This is a genomic window from Microcoleus sp. Pol12B5, from assembly GCF_036701335.1.
GTDB lineage: Bacteria > Cyanobacteriota > Cyanobacteriia > Cyanobacteriales > Microcoleaceae > Microcoleus.
Window position 1 is genome coordinate 1 of the sequence record NZ_JAUBQQ010000003.1, and the last position, 1,639, is coordinate 1,639.

Genomic DNA, 1,639 nt, shown 5'->3' on the forward strand with positions numbered 1-1,639 from the left:
CTAATTAACTCATAATTTTGCCTGGAATATCATTCTACTATGTATTTGTGTAATTAATTCTGTCTAACTACTTATCTAAAACCTGGTGTTTTTAGCGTGGCGGCGGGCTGCAACGAACTATTTTCGTGAAAAACAACCGATGGATAGCCACCCGTGCGTCCAGCACTAACTATTTTTCCCATCCTGACAAGCGAATTTCTTGATGGTACCCGCCACGTGATTTATCCGTGGGGTCGCCTCCCAAATCTAAAATCTAAAATCCTCAAGCCCCCGAATTTATCCGTGGGGTCGCCTCCCAAATCTAAAATCCTCAAGCCCCCGAATTTATCTGTGGGGTCGCCTCCCAAATCTAAAATCTAAAATCTAAAATCGAATGACCGATAGCGCGATCGAAAATTATAAGTTTTCACAGCAACTGCAATTGATATCTCCACAAGCAGCTACTTTTGATAGAGTGCAACTTAATTGCGACTAAGTAAAATAAGCATAGTAGGATGCAACTAGCGGAGGGATGGATGATGAACGCAGTTATTGCTACTCTTGGCACTGCTCTCGGACTGAGCTCAATTTTTATCGGTTTGACCCCGGCGGTTCTCGCCCAACAAAGACTGCAACCAACGCCCCAATATTCGGAAACGACTTTATCTGGGGACTCGTTGAGGACTGTGGAGGACAGAACCTTAGACTCGGACTACCAAAACTTGATTGGTGGACCAGAAACGGCGGCTAATTCTGCTAGAAGGGAAAGCAGCTTGGGCGACACATTTCGCCTCAAAATCGAGGGCCCATTAGAATTTATTACTACTCCTTCGGACGCCCAGCGTCAAGGAAATCCTTTACCTCCCAAACAAACCGACAGTGGCGCAGAAGCGGGAGTTCAGCTTCAGCTAGGACTTTAGCAATTTTAAATGAATTCATTTGAAGCAAACGATCGCTCGCGGAACCCCATATTTGATTCTCGGAGTTATTGTGACTGCGATCGCTTTTTTATCTGAGTTTTATCACCAGTTTTGTGCGGTTTCCATCACACATGGTTCTCTATTGTAAACCTAAAATTAGACCAATTAAACTTTCGATACAGACTGATTAGATACATATCTTTACAATAGCGCATAAAACTGGCGGTGAAGGTGATGAGAAAGGCTCAACTGATCGATTATTTGCGAGGAGAGTTGGCGATATCGAATTCGGCGATCGCCGTTGCTCTCCGACACGGTGAACAAGATGCCAGCGAACTGCCAATGGTTCTGTGGCAATACGGGTTAGTGACACTGGAACAGTTAAACCTGATTTTTGATTGGTTGGAAGCTCAGCCGGCTTAGCAATTTAAAATCCTAAGTTAAAAAATATGGATATCGGATTGCAATTTTTTGACAAATAAAGCTTGCACAAACGGTCGTCGAAAAGTATAGGGTTGAGTGTTTAGGTTGAGGGTGGGTCTTATTTTGTCCCAATTTAATATTACCCACAGCTTTGGAGACGGCAGTGCGGTGTCCTCTCTATCAAGGCGCTCGTGCAACCGGAAACGATATCAATCTGTCTGTCGAAGAGGCGATCGCAGAAGGCATCAAACAGACGGCATAAAACAAACCCCTGCAACTTTTAGGATGCCGGGGCTTGTCTTGTTTAATTTGGTGGC

At 44.4% G+C, this 1,639-nt stretch carries 2 protein-coding genes; both read left to right on the forward strand.

Annotated features, from left to right (window positions below):
- The first annotated feature begins 515 nt into the window (after window positions 1-515).
- Window positions 516-899, forward strand: a complete 384-nt coding sequence (locus QUA24_RS02330; RefSeq protein WP_333226900.1) for a hypothetical protein — start codon at window positions 516-518, stop codon at window positions 897-899.
- A 234-nt stretch (window positions 900-1,133) separates the two neighbouring features.
- Entirely contained in the window at window positions 1,134-1,322 is a 189-nt protein-coding gene (locus tag QUA24_RS02335; RefSeq protein WP_333167192.1) for a DUF2949 domain-containing protein, read from the forward strand.
- Window positions 1,323-1,639: the final 317 nt, after the last annotated feature.